The sequence below is a fragment of the Vibrio sp. 10N.222.49.A3 genome, assembly GCF_041475145.1.
GTDB lineage: Bacteria > Pseudomonadota > Gammaproteobacteria > Enterobacterales > Vibrionaceae > Vibrio > Vibrio tasmaniensis_A.
The window spans coordinates 20,283-39,980 of record NZ_JBFRVM010000023.1; the positions used below are offsets into that span (position 1 = coordinate 20,283).

15 protein-coding genes are annotated in these 19,698 nt (G+C 42.9%); 10 read left to right on the forward strand and 5 right to left on the reverse strand.

Features of this window, described 5'->3' with window-relative positions:
* Positions 1-400: 400 nt before the first annotated feature.
* The 3 genes from AB4589_RS04060 to AB4589_RS04070 form a co-directional block, all read right to left on the reverse strand.
* A complete protein-coding gene (locus AB4589_RS04060) occupies positions 401-1,636 on the reverse strand; it encodes a tetratricopeptide repeat protein (protein ID WP_372099531.1) in 1,236 nt (411 codons plus the stop codon).
* A gap of 318 nt (positions 1,637-1,954) precedes the next feature.
* Positions 1,955-2,884, reverse strand: coding sequence for a LysR family transcriptional regulator (locus AB4589_RS04065; RefSeq protein ID WP_017096258.1), 930 nt, complete (start codon positions 2,882-2,884; stop codon positions 1,955-1,957).
* A 26-nt stretch (positions 2,885-2,910) separates the two neighbouring features.
* Positions 2,911-3,351 carry an Lrp/AsnC family transcriptional regulator gene (locus tag AB4589_RS04070; protein ID WP_009845852.1) on the reverse strand — a complete coding sequence of 147 codons (441 nt, stop codon included), beginning with the start codon at positions 3,349-3,351 and terminating at the stop codon, positions 2,911-2,913.
* A gap of 141 nt (positions 3,352-3,492) precedes the next feature.
* Here AB4589_RS04070 and AB4589_RS04075 point away from each other — a divergent pair, with 141 nt between their 5' ends.
* Positions 3,493-4,077 carry a LysE family translocator gene (locus AB4589_RS04075; RefSeq protein WP_372099441.1) on the forward strand — a complete coding sequence of 195 codons (585 nt, stop codon included), beginning with the start codon at positions 3,493-3,495 and terminating at the stop codon, positions 4,075-4,077.
* Between the two features lie 54 nt (positions 4,078-4,131).
* Here the strand turns inward: AB4589_RS04075 and AB4589_RS04080 are convergent, their stop codons facing one another.
* A complete protein-coding gene (locus AB4589_RS04080; protein WP_372099443.1) occupies positions 4,132-4,521 on the reverse strand; it encodes a DUF1294 domain-containing protein in 390 nt (129 codons plus the stop codon).
* Positions 4,522-4,943: 422 nt separating this feature from the next.
* On the opposite strand from AB4589_RS04080, the gene pulA reads away from it, so the two are divergent.
* The 7 genes from pulA (at position 4,944) to AB4589_RS04115 (ending at position 15,277) form a co-directional block, all read left to right on the forward strand.
* On the forward strand, positions 4,944-8,612 hold the full coding sequence (gene pulA, locus AB4589_RS04085; protein ID WP_372099533.1) for a pullulanase-type alpha-1,6-glucosidase: 3,669 nt from the start codon (positions 4,944-4,946) through the stop codon (positions 8,610-8,612).
* 255 nt (positions 8,613-8,867) lie between these two features.
* The gene (locus AB4589_RS04090; protein ID WP_372099445.1) at positions 8,868-10,634 is read left to right on the forward strand and encodes an alpha-amylase family protein; all 1,767 of its coding nucleotides are present in this window, start codon (positions 8,868-8,870) and stop codon (positions 10,632-10,634) included.
* A gap of 373 nt (positions 10,635-11,007) precedes the next feature.
* A complete protein-coding gene (locus tag AB4589_RS04095) occupies positions 11,008-12,099 on the forward strand; it encodes a PIN domain-containing protein (protein ID WP_371710708.1) in 1,092 nt (363 codons plus the stop codon).
* A gap of 12 nt (positions 12,100-12,111) precedes the next feature.
* Positions 12,112-13,071, forward strand: coding sequence for a hypothetical protein (locus tag AB4589_RS04100; protein ID WP_372099447.1), 960 nt, complete (start codon positions 12,112-12,114; stop codon positions 13,069-13,071).
* A gap of 319 nt (positions 13,072-13,390) precedes the next feature.
* Entirely contained in the window at positions 13,391-14,257 is an 867-nt protein-coding gene (locus tag AB4589_RS04105) for a DMT family transporter (RefSeq protein ID WP_372099535.1), read from the forward strand.
* Positions 14,251-14,775 carry a MerR family transcriptional regulator gene (locus AB4589_RS04110; protein ID WP_372099448.1) on the forward strand — a complete coding sequence of 175 codons (525 nt, stop codon included), beginning with the start codon at positions 14,251-14,253 and terminating at the stop codon, positions 14,773-14,775. Before AB4589_RS04105 ends, AB4589_RS04110 begins: the two co-directional genes overlap by 7 nt.
* Before the next feature lie 256 nt (positions 14,776-15,031).
* Positions 15,032-15,277, forward strand: a complete 246-nt coding sequence (locus AB4589_RS04115; protein ID WP_065679239.1) for a hypothetical protein — start codon at positions 15,032-15,034, stop codon at positions 15,275-15,277.
* Positions 15,278-15,404: 127 nt separating this feature from the next.
* Here the strand turns inward: AB4589_RS04115 and AB4589_RS04120 are convergent, their stop codons facing one another.
* A complete protein-coding gene (locus AB4589_RS04120) occupies positions 15,405-16,322 on the reverse strand; it encodes a LysR family transcriptional regulator (RefSeq protein WP_372099450.1) in 918 nt (305 codons plus the stop codon).
* A 194-nt stretch (positions 16,323-16,516) separates the two neighbouring features.
* On the opposite strand from AB4589_RS04120, the gene AB4589_RS04125 reads away from it, so the two are divergent.
* Both AB4589_RS04125 and malE read left to right on the forward strand, forming a co-directional pair.
* Positions 16,517-18,148 carry an alpha-glucosidase gene (locus AB4589_RS04125; RefSeq protein ID WP_372099452.1) on the forward strand — a complete coding sequence of 544 codons (1,632 nt, stop codon included), beginning with the start codon at positions 16,517-16,519 and terminating at the stop codon, positions 18,146-18,148.
* Between the two features lie 367 nt (positions 18,149-18,515).
* Complete coding sequence (gene malE, locus AB4589_RS04130) at positions 18,516-19,694, forward strand: maltose/maltodextrin ABC transporter substrate-binding protein MalE (protein WP_009845865.1); 1,179 nt, start codon at positions 18,516-18,518, stop codon at positions 19,692-19,694.
* Positions 19,695-19,698: the final 4 nt, after the last annotated feature.

Sequence of the window (19,698 nt, forward strand, 5' to 3'; positions counted from 1 at the left end):
TCTAAGCTCTAAGCTCTAAAAAGCAAATCGTACATAAACAAAAAGGGAAGCAGATGCTTCCCTTTTTTTGTTTGAGTGCTTTACCCGCCGCAGTCAATAATACCAATCACAGTAAGTAAGTGATCAAAAATAGCGCAGGGAAAAGGCTTGAGAACAAGGCAGCTCTTTTCGACAAGAAGTTTCGATAAGTAGTTATTCTACAATCAAAAATACTAACGCAGTTATCGAGCGTTTTAGCAAGCTAGGGTGACCAGTGATTTACTACGATTGGTATAACACCTACCGTATGAATAACGGATCACCTTAGCGTCAGTTATAACATCGTTGGATTTTTTAAATTGTAGAACTACTCGTTTCAGTCATGTTCAGAATACAGGTAATAACTCATAAACACGGTTTATTAATTGCTCTTCCAGTTAGACTCGACTACCGGTTGGCTAAAGTCCAAAGAACCGCTATTAGAGTTAGCTTGCTTATCTTGTGATGCTCGATTCGCGCTTGCCTTGGCACCATCATGGTTTTCAGCCGCCTGTTGGTGATTGTTGCCATTTAAACCTTGAGCACTTGAAGCTTCGGTATCCAAATCCGCCTTATCGACACCTAACTCATCACTTTCTTCTTCAGAGGCTTCTTTCACTTTCTTATGTACTGGGATATCGCGTTTGTAGAGCTTGTTGAGCGCTTTAACGATAGAGTGCTTGGTGATTGCTTCTTGCGTCAACTTGGTCATTATTGGCTTAGTCAGGGCCTGTAATCCCACAACGGCGTCAACACCAAGATCCCCACCAACTTTATCTCTCAAATACCTCGCATCCGCATAGCCAAAATGAGCCGATAAGAATAACCAGATATACGCGATAGCATTGCCGTGCTCACCATGGTCAATCCACGCCTCACCGGCTTTAAACATCGCTTCTGCACAGTTTTTTTCAGCTGCCGTTTCAAACCAGTAAACCGCTTCACGATGATTAGCGACAACGCCAACACCGTTCAAATAGCTCATACCCAATTTGATTTTTCCGTCTAGGTTATTCTTTTCAGCCGCTTTTCTGAACCACATGAAAGAGCTTTCTGGAGAATAATCTGGGTTCTCTCTATCTAAACACCAATCCCCCATGAAAAGCATCGCTTCGGTGTTACCACTAACTGCAGACTCTTCAATATAGGCGCTGCCTTTCGGAAGGTTTTTCTCAACTCCGCGACCAAACACGAGTGCTTTACCCACCTCGAATTTTGCAAGCGGATCATTATCCAGTGCTGATATCGCTAACTGCCAAAAATTGGCCTTTTCTCTTAAAATTAGGTCTTCTTTGCACTTCATACTCAGACGCACAATGCCGTACATGCCGTTGACATTGTCTAAATGGGCAGCTTTATCGTACCAATACAGAGCTTCCTTAAGATTGACTCGTTCGGCCTCTTTCGCCAAATATAAAATCGACGGCACATGCCCTGTTTCAGCCTTAAATTGACGATCTTTTTGCTCTTGGATACGTGCTTTTTCAATCGCTTTTCGGTAAGCGACAGCGCGAGCTTTACGTTCTTGTTCCAAGCGCTTTTTTCTTAGCGACAAAGAGACCAACCAAACAGCAATCAGTATTAACGAAAGAGCGGTCGCACCAATTGCGATTCCCATTGTACTCATAAAATATTTTATCCTAACTCGGCTAATAGCACCCTACACAGGAAAGCAATCAACCTATAGCGAGCAGTATGTTTGAATGACAGGGAAAAGCGCAGTTATTAAAACGATCCGCCCTAAAATGAATTTTGTTCAGTATCTCAGGAATACATAATGATAAAAAGCCTACGAGTATCTATCCGTCAGCACTCCATTAATGCTGTGATCCCGCTCGCTTTTTATCTATAAGTCTTGGGGCGTTACTTATTCTATCTTATCTATCTTATCTATCTTATCTATCTTATCTAGCAGCTTATGGCCTAGACTTTCCAACTAACCTTGCTGCATCTTCTCCCAAATGGTCGGAGAGCCAATATAGTCTTGAACCGTAGTAATGAACTCTTTCACCAATTTGGTCTGCTTACGATGCGGATACACAGCATAAATTGCCGTATCAACCGTCGAGATTGCATAATCAGGAAGTAACGTAACCAAGCCCAACTCTTTCATTGAGGCATACAAGTTTGATTGGTCAAGGAAGCCATAACCTAAGCCATCTTTTACGCAAGACACCATGGTGCGAACATCACTCACCTTATAGTTGCCACGAATCGTCAGGCTTTGGAAAGTGTTGCCATGCGGCTCTTCACTGATACGTAGATGATCGACCGTCATATCACCATTGGTATAGATAACTGCAGGTAAGGAGAGCAAATCTTGTGGCGTCTTTGGCTCACCGTGCTCTTTCACAAAGTCGTTCGATGCAACGAGCATGAAGTTACTGTCGGCAATCTTCTTGGCAATCAAATTGGATTCAACAAGCTTACTGAAGCGAAACGCGATATCAAATTGCCCTGCAATAATGTTCGCGATCTTGTCGTCTAGTGACAGCACAATCTGAACATCCGGATACTTTCTCATGAACTGAGTAATAATAGGTTGCAAGTATTGCTGACCAAAATAGATCGGCGACGTAATTCGTAACACACCTTTGGGCTCAGATTGGTACGAGTCGGCAATGCCTTGAATCTGATTAATAGTATCTTTCAGTACATAGGTTTGCGCGAGAATATCTTCCCCTGCCGACGTCAACGAGAACGAACGCGTAGAACGGTTGAGCAACTGAACACCTAAATCTTGTTCAAGCTTTTTTATCTGTTTAGAGAGCGATGAGTTGTCCATATCGTGTAAAGTTGCCGCTTTGGTAAACGACCCTTGTTGAACCACATCTAAGAACAACAACAACTGGTTAGTATTTGGCACTGCGCCTCTCCTGAAATAAAACTCGACTAACGTTCATCTTTGGGGGTGTCCATCACAACCATAGTCGTAATAGATTGCACCTGAGCACATTCCCCAAGCACATCGGCATGAAACTTCTTATAGCCCGGTAGATCTTTTGTTTCTACCCTTAGCAAGTACTCATTGGCACCAGTAATGTTGTGGCACTCCACCACCTCTTTTTCCATACTGACGTGCTGTTCAAACTCTAGCTGAGCCGCTTTGCTATGGCTCGATAAGCCAATCGAAACATAAGCAATAAAGCCAACGCCCATCAGTCCATTATCCAGAACCGCACGGTAACCTTGAATGATCCCTTTACGCTCGAGATCCTGTACTCGCCTTAAGGTCGCTGAAGCCGACAATCCTATACGTTCTGAAAGCTCAATGTTGGAGATTCTGCCGTCCAATTTAAGCTCTTGCAATATCCTTTCGTCAAATCTATCCATAAGTACTTATTATTGTGCATTAAGTGATAATTGAGGAAATAAAAGCACATAATTGCCTCACTTTCCACCTACTATGTTTCTCAACACGTGAAAGTCATGACCGGTCAGTCACTTCGTTCATTTTACTGCTGGAGAATCACAATGCCTTTAGAACAACTTAGCGCACTTGCCTTGTTTGCGTTTGTCTCGACCTTCACACCAGGTCCAAATAACATCATGCTCATGACATCAGGAGCCAATGTTGGCTTTGCTCGTACCATTCCGCACATGCTTGGCATTGCTCTGGGGTTTGCAGCCATGTTGCTATTGGTTGGCTTCGGCTTAATGGGGATTTTTAACGCCTATCCGGTCTCTCACCAAATCTTGAAATACCTGAGTCTTGCTTACCTCGTGTACCTTGCGATTAAGATAGCATTGAGCGGCAAAGCGAAAAGTACTGAGGCTTTTAAACCAATGACCTTCATCGGCGCAGCCAGTTTTCAGTGGGTGAACCCGAAAGGTTGGTCAATGGCGCTGACGGCTATTTCAGTGTATAGCAGTGGCAGTTCATGGTGGGAGCTCGCGATCATCGCCAGTATCTTCACACTAGCCAACTTACCTTCTGTGACATTCTGGACAGCGGCAGGTAAACAGCTCCAGCATTGGCTAACAACACCAATCCGCATCAAAAGCTTCAACTACGCTATGGCGGGCTTGCTGTTAGCATCAACGATTCCGATGCTCTAATCGACTCACTTTACCTATCGATGGTTAGTACTCAGGTGCTAACCATCCGTTTCTTTAAAAGAGCTTAATAATCTCGCTTAGCCATTGACCAAATGTCACCTGCCCGCTCGGCGTTAACGTCCAGACAAAAGCCACAAAATTAAGTGACACCGTCACGAAAAATACAAATATAAATGGTTGCTTCTGCGTTTTATGACGCAGTTTATCTTGAGCAATTAACGCCCCTAACCAACCACCAGCAACAGAAAAAATATGCAGAGTTTTCTCTGGTACACGCCAATTACCATTGATTGCCGCTCTCTTGTCCTTCGCGTACACAAAAAACGTCACTATTCCGATAACTAAATACCACACCAAGAGCGCTTTTGAACTTTCTGAAAACAACGCAGATACCGCTACCAATACCAGATAAGTAATAGCGATTTGAATAGATGAAGACAACATCAACTCCTTTGGATAATGAACAACATAGCGTCACCATTCCACATTAAAGACTCACTAAGGCTATTTGAGGCGAATGAGTACAAACTTTTTTTGATAGAAAAAACAACCTGCGAGTGAAGTGCCACTAAGCTCACATAAATAAGGCGTAGTTATCACCCCTAGCGACTACTCCTATCTTCTACGCCTATGGCTAACCAACTGTATTTTATGAGCTATTGAACCAATAAAAAAGCGCGTTAACCACCACAATCCGTGATATCGACACTAGGTTTCCTATTTTTACGGATTAAAAATAACTTAATACATAAGCGTCACAAATAGTGGAGCATCGTTAAGCCTAGGATATTCATCTTCGTAAAAAATATGGATATCAAAACGTGAACGAAATAAATACCAATAAACACGAGATTCTACAAAGTGCCTTGAAGATTGCAAAAACAAAGAGCTTCAATATTGCGCAAACAAACAACTTCAAACGTTCAGCTTTAGCCAAGGCGATATTGCCTCTCGTCACCGCGACCTTGATAGCAGGCTGTGGAAGCGACACTAGCAAAACAAACTCTGACAGCAATAGTCTATATAAAGCCGCTGAAAACGAAGTTGTTATTTATTACAAACGTGATGTTGCAGCGGCTCGCGCTTCTGGCTCGACCTACGACGGCTGGGGGCTTCACCTTTGGAATGGTGAAGGTTGTACGAGCACTGACTTAGTCGGCATGGGATTAGGTAACAATGGGACTGACTGGGACGTACCTTATGAATTCAAGGGCATCAATGATACCTATGGCGCCTACTACGTGTTGAAAGTCGATCCAGATGCATCCGACCCTCATAAGTGCATCAACTTCATCTTGCATAATGGCGGCGATAAGGCGTTTGGCAGCGCCAACTCGAAAATTGATCTCACCAAACTGAGTCAATCTCAATCTGTATTCGGTTTCCATGGCAGCAGCGCGCTGTACTACGAACCGATTTCAGAACGCCCAGTTAAGATTGATGGCCAGAAGGCACATTGGTTGGACTCAAAGACGATCGCTTGGGAAGCAGCAGACGGTGCCGATTCTCTCAAGTTGTTCTACGCACTCGATAACAGCATCACGATAAACGATGATAAGGCGATCGTCGGTGGGCAGGCCGTTGAACTCAAGAAAGATGGCAAGCTATCCTCTGCATTAAAAGAACGCTTCCGTCATCTAGCAAGCCTACCCGCTTTATCAATTGATGTTGACACCAGCACGCTGCGGACCATCTTGAAATCTCAGATCATTGTTGTTGCGTACAATGCGAGTGGCGACGTTATCTCTTCAACTGAAGTTCAAAAGCCCGGCGTACTTGATGCTGTATTTGCCAACAAAGAGACGGGTAACGCAATGGGAGAAACACTGGGGGCGATTGTGGAAGGCAACACGACGACCTTCAAACTTTGGGCTCCTACTGCGCAAGATGTTGAACTCGTCCTCTACAGCGAAGACCGACAAAGTTCAAAAGTGATCCCAATGACGGAAAGCTTGGAATCAGGAATTTGGGCAACGGATTCAATTTCTAACGCCGTGAATAGTTATTACCGTTACCAAGTGAAGGTCTACCACCCAACCACTGGTAATATCGAAACTCGCCTTGTGACCGACCCATACTCACTCGGCTTGTCGAAGAATTCAGCATACTCACAAGTGATTGACCTTGATGATTCAACACTGATGCCACAAGGTTGGGCTGGGTATAAGCGCCCAACGGTGAAGAAAGACGAAGACCACGTACTGTACGAATCACACCTTCGTGATTTTAGCTTCAGTGATAAGTTAGGTACAGCAAGCTTAAACGGCAAGTACCTAGCGCTAACAGAAGCCGATCGTGAGTCAGTAAAACATTTGAAAGCTCTGAAAGATGCCGGTTTAACTACGCTTCATATCTTACCTGCATTCGATATCGCTACCATCAATGAAGATGATGCGAGCCGCGTGGATATCACCGACACCGTTAGCAAACTCTGTAACGTAAAACCAACAGCGACTTTATGCGGCACCGAAGATGAAAACAAAACCATCGAAGCCGTACTCAACAGCTATAACTCTTCAACAGGCGATGCCCAAGCTCTAATGAACGATCTGCGTATGTTAGATAGTTTCAACTGGGGCTACGACCCATTTCATTACACCGTTCCAGAGGGAAGTTACGCGACAGATCCTAACGGTTCAAAACGTATTCTAGAATTCCGTCAAATGGTTAAAGCTGCGCACGACATGGATCTGAAACTGATCATGGACGTGGTTTATAACCATACCAATGCGTCTGGCGTGAACGATAAGTCCGTACTGGATAAGATCGTCCCTGGGTATTATCACCGCCTGAATGTGAACACTGGTGGCGTGGAAAGCTCAACGTGTTGTGATAACACCGCAACTGAAAACCTAATGATGGGTAAGTTGATGGTCGACTCACTCAAGGTATGGGCTGACGACTATCAGGTTGATGGTTTCCGCTTTGATTTAATGGGCCACCAGCCAAAAAGCGTGATGGTCGAGGCATTGAAAGAAGTGCGCAAGATCGACCCAAATACCCTGTTCTATGGCGAAGGTTGGGACTTTGGCGAAGTAGCAAACAACGCTCGCTTCGAACAAGCCAACCAGATCAATATGGCAGGTACCGAAATTGGCACCTTCTCTGACCGTTTGCGTGATGCAGTGCGAGGCGGTAGCCCATTTGATGGTGGTGTCGATTCTGAAGGTAAGCACCCACTTCGATTTAACCAAGGCTTCGGTAACGCCGCGTTTGCCAACGAAGAAACCAAAGTTGATCAAGATTCAGTCAACGGTCGTTTACACAACCAAGATCTTGTGCGCTTAGGCATGGCGGGTAACTTAGCTGAATACGTATTACTGGATTACAAAGGCGATACCAAACTGGGCAAAAACGTCGACTACAACGGCGCACCCGCGGGTTACACTAAGATGCCGTCAGAGAACATCTCTTACGTTTCCAAGCACGACAACCAAACTCTTTGGGATAACAACGCTTACAAAATCGCCGAAGGCACAAGCTCTGCTGAACGAGCTCGTATGCAGTCGGTATCGCTCTCGACCGTCATGTTGGGCCAAGGCATCCCGTTCATCCACATGGGGTCTGAACTGTTACGTTCTAAATCGATGCAGCGTGATTCTTACGACTCTGGCGATTGGTACAACCGTGTGATGTTTGATGGTACTGGCAATAACTGGAATGTTGGCTTACCTCGTGAAGACAAAGATGGTGCCAACTGGGAACTCATCAAAACCATCATTGCCGACAGCACAGCCAAACCTGCAAAAGAGGATATTGACCTAACCAAGCAGCAATTCCTAGAGTTGTTAAAAATCCGCAGCTCAAGTGAACTGTTCCGCTTAGACACAGCAGAAGAAGTCATGAAGCGTGTCGACTTCCGCAATGTGGGCAAAGATCAAATCGAAGGCCTGATCGTGATGTCTATTGATGACGGAATCTCCACAGGCAAAGACCTAGATACTACCGTTGATGCGATTGTGGTTGTTGTAAACTCAACGAGTAAATCTCAATCATTCAAAATCACGGGAGCGACGGGCTTTACACTCCATACTATTCAGAAGAACTCTGCCGATGACATCGTGAAAGGCGCCACCTTTTCCGCTGAGACTTTCACCGTACCGCCATTAACCACCGCAGTATTTGTGCAAACTCAAGGCGCGTCACAAGGTGCTGGGTTATCGGTTGATAACTCACAAAAGGACGTATCTAAGATTCCGCCATATGGCAAAACGACCGTCTATGTACGTGGTGCAATGAACGGATGGAACCCGACGGACGCTTGGGCGATGAACTTCGTTGGTAACGGCGTTTACTCTGTCACTGACGCTTTGGCTGTGGGTGAATATGGCTTCAAGTTTGGTGGCTCTACTTGGGGTATCTTGGATATTGGCTGTCACTCCGTCGACTTAGCTCAGGGCTCGATCAACATTGGCAGCGAAGGCGACTGTAAGTTGAATATAACCGAAGCGGGCAACTACACATTCACACTGAATGCGATTCATCAACTCAATGACAGCGCAGAAAAAGCCGTGGTATCTGTGACGAAACAATAAGCTTCACATTCACATAATCATCACAGACGAGCCTGTTTTTTTGGGGAAGAGCGAGGGGAGGTATTAACCTCCCCTTTTTTTGAGCAGCCGCTCACATACCACAGCAACTACGCCCCGATTTTCTTACCCAAGGAGGATAAAGCCGCATTCTGATTAAGCTAGCCTCCTAACGATAACTTCTATATCAAATATAACGTCTACCACAGCTTCAACGACAAAGCCCTACAGCTCCACTTCTCGAGATGGAATATAAGTATGTACAACAAGAAACATTCAATCTATCAAGTTTTTACCCGTTTGTTCGGCAATCAGAATACACAGAACACACCTTGGGGAACCATTGAACAAAATGGCGTGGGCAAGTTCAGTGACTTCACCAATAAAGCGCTGACAGAAATTAGAGAACTCGGCATCACTCATATTTGGTACACCGGAGTACCACATCATGCTGTGATCAACGACTACAAGCACATCGGCATCTCAGACGATCATCCAAGCGTTGTAAAAGGACGGGCTGGCTCACCTTATGCCGTCAAAGATTACTACTCCGTAAACCCAGATCTTGCTGACAATCCAGCGCAGCGTTTACAGGAATTCGAAGCCTTGATCAAAAGAAGCCATGACAATGGTTTGAAAGTCATCATTGATATCGTCCCTAACCACATTGCCCGTAATTACCAAGGCTTGAATAATCCAGAAGGCGTACGTGACTTTGCCGATCAAGATGACACGACTGTTGAGTATCATCGCAACAATAACTTCTATTACATTCCTGACAGCACATTTGAACTGCCCGAGATCGACCCTGCGTTCATTCCTCTTGGTGGCGAACAACACCCGAATTTAGCCTCACCATTTGTTGAGTCCCCAGCCAAATGGACAGGAAACGGATCGCGCTTGAGCAAACCCAACTTCGACGATTGGTATGAAACCGTAAAAATTAACTATGGCGTGCGACCAGACGGTTCAAAAGACTTCCCTGAACTACCGGACGATTACGCGATGCGTGATCACCTCGCCCACTACCATTTCTGGCAGCACGTTGATGTGCCGGATTCATGGATTAAGTTTCGAGACATCGCCTTATATTGGTTAGAAAAAGGCGTCGATGGATTTCGCTACGATATGGCAGAAATGGTACCGGTCGAATTCTGGAGCTATCTCAATTCATCAATAAAAGTAAAGAATCAAGACGCCTTTTTGATGGCGGAAGTGTATCAACCGGACCTTTATCGTGATTACATTCGCATGGGTAAAATGGACTATCTGTATGACAAAGTCGATCTTTACGACGGCCTAAAAGCAGTCATGCAAGGTAAGGCTTCAACGGCAGTCATCCCTGAGATCCAGCATCAAATGATGGACATCGAACATCACATGATGCACTTCTTAGACAACCACGATGAGCAGCGTGTCGCGTCTCCTGATTTTGTTGGTAACCCACACATTGCCAAACCAGCCATGTTAGTCAGTGCGCTATTAAGTAGCTCTCCCACCATGATTTACTTCGGGCAAGAAGTCGGCGAACCGGGTGCGGAGAACGCAGGTTTTGGGCAACCTTCTCGCACGTCTATATTTGACTACATCGGTGTTCCTCAACATCAAAAATGGATGAACGGAGGAAAGTTCGATGGTGGGCAGCTCAACGATGACGAAAAGCAACTCAGACTCTTCTATCAACAAGTGATGACCTTTTCATTGAACCATTCATCGATGACCGGAGCGTACCAAGATTTACACCAATCCAATCAGCTAAGTGATTCTGTTTATGCTTTCTTGCGTTTTGATAATCAAGAACTGGTTATCGCCACTGCTAACTTCAGCCAAAGCAAAACAGACCATATTCAGTTGAAGGTAACGGAAGAGGTTATTCAAAAACTAGGCATTGCTGACGGAAGCTATACGCTCAAAGAACATATTGAAGGCGTCCAACAACAGACGCTGTATGTGGAAAATGGTGTCGGTTACTTCAGTGCAGAATTAAACCCCCTAGCCGCTTTCGCTTGGGTGTTACCCCTTTAATCAACCGTACTAAAAGTGACTAGCAATGACGGCGTTAAAATACAAAAAAAGTACTTAACGTCGTCTTCGGATAAGTAAAATTCAGACGGTCGTTGGTTTTCAAAGCACGCTCTAAGCAGGTCTGGCGAGTGGCTATTGCTTGGTTTTGCCCCAAAACTTCTCAGAGCCCCGAACTGCTTTGCTCGAACGCTCTAGAATGGATCAAATTAATCTAATCCATGTGTTTGGGTTGTTATATGGAAAATTGCTGAAGTTTCTCCTAAAAGTCGCTTTCGATTCACACTATAAATGAATACTGGTTGAGTTTCATAATGAATGACCTCAACATTAGCCCTCTCTACTTGACTCGTAGTTTCACTCAAAGAAGATGTTCATGAAAGTTTTTTTAGACACAAATGCATTTTACAATAATTGGTTCGTAGATAATGCAAATTTTAAACTATTGTTTCATTACTTAAATAATGAAGAATTAGGCCTTTTGTTGTCTAACTTAGTCGCTCAGGAAGTTAATAATATTCGTGAGAGAGAGTTGTTGGAAACAACAACAGAGATTGATAGGTTGATCAACAGAGTCAATAAACTTAATAAACAAGATGTTGATTTTTCATTTGAAAAATTGGGGATTACAAAGTATGACGTTCAATCAATATTAAATAGTAAAGTTAATTTCATCGAAAATATCTCATACGATGAAGTTCCGCATGAACAGGTTGTTGATAGAGCATTAAAATTAGTTAAACCATTTACTGGTGAAGAGAAAGGTTACCGTGATACTTTGATCTGGCTTTCATTTTTGAGTTATTTAAAAGCTCAGAATATTGAAGGTGAAATTGCCTTCATTACAAACAACAAGCATGATTTCTTCGAAAAGAAAAATAAGATTTTATCATTTAATGACGATTTGCAAAAAGATATTGATGAAATTGGAGTTACAGCAACTATCAAGCCGTACTTAAATATTTTCGACTTTATCAAAGAGAATGTTGATAAAATTGAGCACGCCTTTAACCGTGAAGAAATACTTGATGACTTAGAAGGCTTTCTGATTGAAGAAACAGAAAGTTACCTTAAGAATATGAAAAACAAAGACATTGGAGATTTATTAGGTGCGCAAGTATTTACTGATAAATTAACCGATGTAATCGAAATTGTTCCTGATATTTTCGAGGGAGTCGAAGACCCAACTGTTCATTACGTTAGTCGCCTTCCAGAAAAAAGTGTCTATATTAGTTGTTTCTACGAGATGCGTAGAGTTGATTTAGTCGTAACAATTGATTTAATAGAATTTAAGCAACATGTAGATGAAATAGAATCTATAAGATCAATATATAATATTGAGATAGATAGCGATGTTGTTAAATTGTCATTTATCTTCCGTTTATATATAGATGCAAGTTTAGAATATGATACAGAATCTGAGCTAGGTTCAAGTTTGACCATTGAACAAGTGTTGGCAAAGAGTTAAAAAGGAGAAGTTTTGAGTATAATCCAAAATGCGATAGATTCAATTCAAATAGGGATTGAAGACTATGAAAGTGCAGATGATAGAAGAAGTGTTTCTGCTGTTCGAAACATTTCAGCAGGAATTTTACTTCTATACAAAGAGAAACTATGCCTGTTATCTCCTGAAGATAATAAAGAACTTTTAATAAAACAAAATATTAGGCCTATCCAAAATGATGATGGAAAAATCGTCTTCGAAGGTAAAGGGCATAAAACAGTTGATGTCTTTTCAATTCAAGAGCGGTTTAAAAGCTTGAAAGTATCAGTAGATTGGAACCGATTTAATGAAATTAATAAACTGAGGAATGCTCTTGAACATTACTATACTTCAGAGTCGCCAGATACCGTTCGTGAAATAGTTGCAAAATCATTTTTACTGATTAGAGATTTCCTAACCGAATACTTAGAAAAAGATCCACAAGAAACATTAGGTGATGAAGCGTGGGCAACTTTACTTGAAGTAAGTGAAGTTTATTCTGCTGAAGAAGCATTATGTACTGCATCAATCGAAAAAATAGATTGGAAGTACGACGCAGTTAAAGAGTCATTAAAATATTTACGTTGTAATTCATGTCACTCGTCATTAATCGAAGCTCCATATCCCGATGATTGTCACCCCTGTGTTAACTTGCATTGTAGGTCATGTAATACTGATTTTTCATTTGATGATGTAATTGAGCAATGTATTGATGACTCATTGTCTGGTGAAGCAATTAGTAATGCTATGGATGGTGGGGATTCTCCTTATGATTCATGCCATGAGTGCGGAAAACACACATATATATATAGTGAAGATAAGTGTGTGGCGTGTGAGTATGAAATGGAATATAAATTTTGTGAAATATGTGACACGTCATTAGGCATAGAAGATCAATACAACGAAGGTAAATGTGGTTCGTGCCAATATAGTTACGATAAGATTATGGCAGAGTAAGCTAACGTTTAAGGTTTCAAGGTATTTTTTCTAATCTAAAAAGAACGGTTTAGTGCGATGCGCTAAATCGTCTTTGTCCAAAACCTTACTAGTCTAAATTTCAATCAGCGTTGCTTTCTAGCTCAAATACCCCTTTCATCTTTCAAAGGGATAACTTTTTGTCGCTGACGACTCCTATCACTTGACCTGTCTACAGGTGACGACTTTAGAATGATTCGCCTTATACTTATCATGACTAAAGAGGCACATTCCGGTGTACCAATTACGAGACTTACAGCAGTCAAAGATATATCAGCTCTTCGACCATCTACCATCGACAATGAAAGGGATCACTCTTGCCCTAATATCTACAGCACTATTTACTATCGTTGGGGTATTTGTTCGACAACTCAGTACAGACTATGACACCTTTCAGATCCTTTTCTTCCGCCAGTTCATCTTTATGTTGTTGCTCATGCCTGCGATTAGCAAAAATATCGATGTGCTATTTAGACCCAACAAAATATCGCTTCACCTACTAAGAATAATGGGCGCATTTACCGCTCTATACTTTGGTTTTATTTCAGTGAGCAATATTCCATTTGCTGATGCAACAGCACTCGGTTTCTTGCAGGTACTGTTTGTGGCTCTAATCGCTCATTTCGTATTGGCAGAGCAGATAACCCGCAGTCGAATTTTCACGATTGTGGTTGGATTTATCGGGGTAATGACGGTTGTTCGACCGACCTTTGCTGCAAGCCATAGCCTTTATGTTTTATCTGGCGTGATTGCCGCACTAGGCGCGTCGGTAGCGGTAGTGTGTGTTAGGAAAGTGGCACAGAGCGAACCAAAGATAACATTGATGGCATACCAAGCTCTGGCAATTGGTTTGATTACATTAATACCAACCCTTTACTTATGGCGCACGCCAACTGTTGAAGACTTTATGTTACTGCTGTTAGTTGGCATCATCTCTTCGTTTGCTCAGTATGTTGGTATCTCTGCATACAAATGGACACAAGCCAACATCATTGCCAATGTTGAGTATGTAAAGATTATCTATTCGCTTATCATTGGCTTAGTTGTCTTTTCTGAAATTCCTGATTTATGGTCAATGATTGGCGCACTGATTATTCTTATTAGTGCATTGATTCCATTGATTTTGTCTCACTATCAAACAACCAAAGAGGGTAGCCCTAAGTGTTGAGCATCAAACAATTTTGTGAGCAACTTGAGGTATCTCGAACAACGGTTCTCTACTACGAGCGAAAGGGGCTAATCACTCCAGCAGTTAGAGCGTCTAACGGTTATCGCCAATATGGAGAGCGAGAACTTGAAAGGTTTAGATCAATACTTGCCTATCGCTCTTATGGTATTCCCGTCAGTGAGATTGGGAGCCTGCTACACCAATCTCAGGATGAAAACAGAGATGTAGTACTAAGACAGCAGTTCGCTGCCCTCGATCAAGAAATTCAACAGTTGCGCCAGCAGCAACAGTCAATTATGGCGTTACTCAAAGAGCCTGAACTTCTTAATCAAGGCCTACTCACCAAAGAGCGTTGGACAGAAATACTTAAGGAGTCAGGAATGGATGAACAGGATATGATCAATTGGCACAAACGCTTTGAGCAGATGGAACCACTAGGACATCTCAAATTCCTCCAGTCTTTAAATATCGATGAAGGTGAAATTGAGCAGATAAGGGCGTGGTCACGAAAGCCATGAGGTATTGATATGAATCGCCACACTTCACTTACTCAATGCGATTAGTAAATACGTTATTGTCCACCTTTGAACTAGTTGTACTGGTTAACTCATTTTCATCCATTTCTGATGCAAACAGCTCCCGATTACATTCCACTGGTTTACTATTTTTCCATTCGCTTTTTATTGTTAAAATACCTTATGGTACAAACAATCGAATTATAGATACTTGCGGGCTTTACCGCAGGTATCCCCCATTTAAACGAAAAGACTGACTATGAATTTTGATATCAATGCACTGAAACACCACCAACTGGTCGAAGATGGTCAACTCGAAGGGTGTTACCTTCATCAGCCAGCACAGGGCAGTCAGCAAGACGATGACGCTGTTTTAGCAGAGCGCCAAGCGCTAGAAAAATTGGGGTATAAGGTAGTACAGGTACAAGCCAAAGGTGGGGCAACAACCTTTGCTGAGGCTATGCAAAAGTTTGCGAAGAAAACAGGTCACCAGACCAAAGGGTAGGCAAATGGCTAGTACGGCTTACAACGTTCAGAATCAATAGATTAGCCGCCCTGAGCACCAGTCGATGATGCTAATCGCCTTAACGCCACAGCGCATCCCTACTTTCTCCGCATTTCTGGCTTCTAGCTTAATCAAAGTTGGCTTTTTGTAAGATCTCAATGAACGCCTTAATCTTGAGGTCTTCCGCTCCCTGTTTCGCGTAGAGGCCAACGTTTCCTAGCTTAGAGTCATCAATCAATAAGGTTTCGAAGCCTTTGTCTTTCATCCAATCGCACATTTTATGACTGTATGGCATGACAGCATCAGACATTCTTAACATATCTAAGCTCGCAAAAAGAGAGTCAACGTCATAGACATCTCGCCCAACCACCTCAGTATCACGCCCGCCAGGCTGTGAATTTACGTGATCAGACAGTACAGAGTTATGTCGAGAATGATCGGGGGTCACTTGGAGTATTGGAAATGCTAATGTCTCACGCCTTAACAAACTCGGATCTAAGTGTTTCTTCGTTAGCAACGGATGGTTGGCTCGAACAAACACCGCTTCTTTGTCTTGAAAGAGTGGGTAAAACGTCACTTTGCATCGCTCATGCAGCCCATAGATTTCATGGCCAACAAACAAGTCGATATCGCCTTGAACCAAGTGGTGCATCAAAGACAAGTTGTTACCGAACTCCAAATGTAGCGAGCCCATTTTTTCTTGTTGCTTGTATTCCTCAACCGCCTTGCAAACAAATTGTTCCCACCAAGCTTCCCCGGTGCCGAGCTTCAATTTACCGGATTGGCGCTGCTGCATGTCGGTAAAGCGGTGCATTAAAGACAGGTGTTTTTCTTGCTGTTCTTGTGCAAACTCCCGAAACAACAACCCGTACTCGGTAAGCTCAACGCCTTTTGACTTACGAGTAAAAATAGCCACACCAACATCACTCTCTAATTTCTTGATCGCAGCGGTCAAGGAGGGCTGGCTAATATTCAGCTTTTCCGCGGCACCTTTAATGCTGCCAGTATGCGCAACCATCAGAAAGTATCGGTATAGCTTGTTCATAGGATTCTCTTAGTTTGCATTCGATCACAAAATGCGAGGTTAGAAATTCAACAAATTAAACCACTGAACACAGCGTACAATGGATAGAACTCATGATATAGGATTTTTCTATAGAGAGCATTAGTAATGCTATTTCCCAGTGTAAGATGAAATCACTATAGTAAGGTCAATTAACTTATTAAGTGGACATTGAGATGGAACAGAAATGGTGGCATGACGCAGTGGTCTACCAAATTTACCCGCGTAGCTTTTTAGACTCGAATAATGACGGTATCGGTGACCTAAATGGAATCATCAGCAAACTCGATTACCTCAAAGAACTAGGCATTAATGTCATTTGGCTCTCTCCTGTTTATCAATCTCCAATGGACGATAACGGCTACGACATCTCCGACTACCAAGCGATAGCTGAAGAGTTTGGCACGATGGAAGAGATGAAACGCCTGATGGATGAAGCGAAAGAACGTGACATTAAGATTGTTATGGATTTAGTGGTCAATCATACGTCAGATGAGCATCGTTGGTTCGAGCAAGCACGCTCTTCAAAAGACAATCCGTATCGAGACTATTACATTTGGCGCGATGCAAAACCAGATGGCAGTGCACCAGATGACCAAGGTTCTATCTTTGGCGGAAGTGCTTGGCAGTGGGATGAACTCACACAACAATATTACTTCCATCTATTCTCGAAACGTCAGCCAGATTTGAACTGGGAAAACCTGAAGGTTCAAGAAGAAGTTCATACTATGATGAACTGGTGGATTGACCTTGGCATCGGCGGCTTCCGCTTAGATGTGATTGATCTTATTGGTAAAGAGATCGATAAAGGAATCACTGGTAACGGACCAAGGCTGCACAAGCTATTACAACAAATGAATCAGGCGACCTTTGGTAACAAGGATTTGTTAACCGTAGGAGAAACTTGGGGCGCGACTCCAGAAATAGCCAAGCTATACAGTGGACAAGATAGAAATGAACTTTCTATGGTATTCCAATTTGAGCACATTACCCTGACATGGGAAAACGGTGACAAATGGAACCCTATTCCGCTTGATCTTCGAGAGTTCAAAAATGTGCTGACCAAGTGGCAGCTAGAGCTGGCCGATGGTGGTTGGAATTCCCTTTTTTGGAACAACCACGATTTGCCACGTTTGGTTTCAAAATACGGTGATGACAAACATTTCCGAGTTGAGTCAGCAAAAATGCTGGCGACGTGTTTGCACTTCTTAAAAGGCACACCTTACATTTATCAAGGTGAAGAGATTGGCATGACCAATGTCGCTTTTGACAATCTAGACCAATATAAAGATATTGAAACGCACAATTTCTATAAAGTAAAAACGGAATCAGGTGTTACTCATGAACACATGATGGACGCCATTCACGAGAACAGCCGTGACAACGCTAGAACACCCATGCATTGGAACAACCAACCAAATGCAGGCTTCTCTGACGGAACACCTTGGATTGAGCTGAATCCAAACTACCCAGAGATCAACGTCGAAAGTGCGTTGGCTGATCCAAGTTCCATATTTTATCACTACAAGACATTGATAGAGTTACGAAAAGCTCACCCAGCGATTGTCTACGGTTCATTCATTCCTGTTTTTGAAGAACACGACAAGGTTTTCGCCTACGTCCGTGAGTTGGATGGTGAAAAGCTGTTTGTAGTTTGTAACTTCTCAAACGACAACCTGACACTGGATATACCTGAACAATACCAAACTCAGACGCTTGATTGTCTGATCAATAACTATCAAACGGTCACTGAGTTGTCGGCCAAGCTTGAACTGGCACCGTATGAATCATTTGCTGTAAAACTGTAATCATACGTTAAATTCAACACACCAAAGGCAAGGTTCTCCTTGCCTTTTTTATTACCCAAAGCCATCGATTCTCTCCAACATTTCACATCTTAACCTAAGCAACCTAACGCTTAGTTTTGGATGGCTTTCATCACCCAAAAATAGTTTGAGCCCGCCTTCACATTTCTCTATACGCGCCACTTCACAAAACTATGGCGATCGCCTGTAAAACAGCACTGTATCGGCATTGCTATAGCTTTTTACTATATCAAAGGTGCGTTTACCTATTTCTCAAAGGCTAAATTAGTCGATATTATTTTCAGCAGATAATAAGAACTGATAGAAGTGATTATCGTTATGGATAACCTTCTTAATATGGAATAAAACTATGAAACCTCTATTGAAAACACTGTCTATTTGTACCCTTGCTGCTCTTTTCAATGCACCGGCTTTTGCTATGGAAGAAGGTGAAATCACAATCTGGATCAATGGCGATAAAAGTTATGCCGGTCTTGCTGAAATTGGTAAACAATTCGAAGAAGATACCGGTGTAAAAATTAACGTTCAGTACCCAGATTCACTGGAAGCCAAATTCCAACAACACGCAGCAACTGGCGGCGGCCCTGACATCATTTTCTGGGCACACGACCGTTTTGGTGGCTACGCAGAATCAGGGCTACTTCACGAACTTAATCCAAGTAAAGAATTCAAAGAAAAGCTTGTCGACTTCAGTTGGGATGCGGTGACAGTCAACGGTAAAGTTGTGGGCTACCCTCTAGCAATCGAAGCACCTTCTCTAATCTACAACAAAGACCTACTTCCAAACCCACCAAAAACATGGGAAGAGCTTGCTGACATTCAGAAAGAGATGGCTAAGCAAAACAAAAAAGCCATCATGTGGGATGTGAAAAATGCGTACTTCACATGGCCGATGATCTCTGCTGGTGGTGCCTTCGCGTTTGAAAAAACAGCAACAGGCTATGACGCTAAAAGCACAGGTGTTAACAATGCAGCGGGTGTTCGCGGCCTTCAATTCTTAGTTGATATGGTAAACCAAGGGGTAGTTAACCCGAATATGGATTACTCAGTCGCAGAAGCAGAGTTCACCAATGGCAATGTGGCGATGACCATTAATGGCCCTTGGTCTTGGGGTAACTTAGACAAGCTTGGTGTTAATTATGGCGTTGCTGAACTGCCGACATTAAATGGCGGTAAAGGTAACCCATTTGTTGGAATCCTAAGTGCGGGTATCAATGCTGCGAGTCCAAATACTGATCTTGCTGTCGAGTTCTTAGAAAACTACCTATTCCAAGACGACGCTCTGAAAACTATGAATGATGACAAGCCTCTTGGCGCGGTGACACTAAAATCATTCCAAAAGATTCTTGAGAGCGATGATCGCATCAAGTCAACCATGACAAATGCTGAAAACGGTGAAATCATGCCAAACATCCCGCAAATGACCGCTTACTGGTTCGCGGAAGGTGCGGCTATCGATAACGCAATGCAGGGTAAGCAAACCGTTAGAGAAGCACTAGACACAGCAGCGAAACAAATTACCAAATAACCGT